This is a genomic window from Streptomyces sp. NPDC002209, from assembly GCF_042890265.1.
GTDB lineage: Bacteria > Actinomycetota > Actinomycetes > Streptomycetales > Streptomycetaceae > Streptomyces.
Genome location: NZ_JBIARX010000046.1, coordinates 1 through 1,119, shown reverse-complemented (window position 1 = coordinate 1,119; position 1,119 = coordinate 1). Strand labels below are relative to the sequence as shown.

The window sequence follows — 1,119 nt, the reverse complement described above, 5'->3', positions numbered from 1 at the left end:
GGGCAGGGTCAACCTGTACCAAACAGCGATGAGATGACGGTGCGGTGAGGGGTGGGCCCGCACACGCCCCAGATCGCTACGCGCTCCTCATCTCTCAGCGTCCGACGGCCGTCTGGGGCTGAACACAGGCCGCCCATGACCGGCGCAGACGAGCTGGGCATGCGACTGCGGCTCGTCTGTTCCGTCTTGACGGCCGGGTGAGGGGTGAATGGGTGCCTGCCGGAGTGGGAAGTCGAGAAAGCCGGCACCGGACTCCGTCTGGCCCCTTTTTGGCCTCGGGAGTGCGCCCTGGTGGCGACTGACAGGACGGCGGCTGAAGGGGAGTCAGTCGCGGATGAGGAGGACGATGAAACCCGCTACGGCTCCCAGGAGCAGTCCGAGGACGGAGTACCGGGGCCGCGACTCACGCAGGACGGGGAGGAAGTGATCGACGGAGAAGCGACCCGGCCCGGTGAGGGTGAGGGCGACGACCGCGGCGAAGAGCACGGACTCGAGTTCCACACCCTTGGGGGCGAAGTAGGTGCTCAAGCCCCGGACGGCAAGGATGTTGATGAAAGTACCGGTCAGGGCCGCACCGGCGAGCGGAGTGAGCAGGCCGAGCGCGAGACCGAGGCCACCCAGGGTCTCGGAGAGTCCGGCGATGACGGCCATGGCGTCCCCGGCGGGATAGCCGCTCATCGAGAAACCCTTGCCGGTCGCGGTGAGGCCCGGGCCCTTGAACCAGCCGAAGAGCTTCTGTGTGCCGTGGCCGGCCATGGTGAGGCCGACGACGAGCCGAAGCACGAGCAGACCGACGTCGTGGGTGGCGGTGGTGTCAGGAGTAGAGGTGGCACGAAAGATCGCGCGGTCCCGTCGTTCGTACGCCATGAACGTCCGTTCTTCCGTCCCCTGTGAACGACGGCCACCCTATGACGGTCGTCCGAAATGCCCAGGCCGCAACGTCGTCGGACCCCACCGACGACCCGTTCGGCGCAGACCGCACCCTGCCCTCGCAGACCCCGTCCCCAGACGGCCGTCGGACGCTGAGAGACGAGGAGCGCGTAGCGATCTGACGCGACACGGGTCCACCCCTCACCGCACCGTCATCTCATCGCTGTCCAGTGCAGGTTGACCCTGCCT

Annotated in this window: 1 protein-coding gene; it reads right to left on the bottom strand. The window is 67.6% G+C overall.

The features are described 5' to 3' along the window. Positions 1 to 324: 324 nt before the first annotated feature. Positions 325 to 867: a DoxX family protein gene (locus ACFYXK_RS33960; protein WP_389414658.1), complete on the bottom strand. Its 543-nt coding sequence runs from the start codon at positions 865 to 867 to the stop codon at positions 325 to 327. Positions 868 to 1,119: the final 252 nt, after the last annotated feature.

What these genes read in the sequence shown, in the direction of transcription:
- ACFYXK_RS33960 (WP_389414658.1), bottom strand. Translation starts at nt 867, where the DNA reads ATGGCGTACGAACGACGGGACCGCGCGATCTTTCGTGCCACCTCTACT.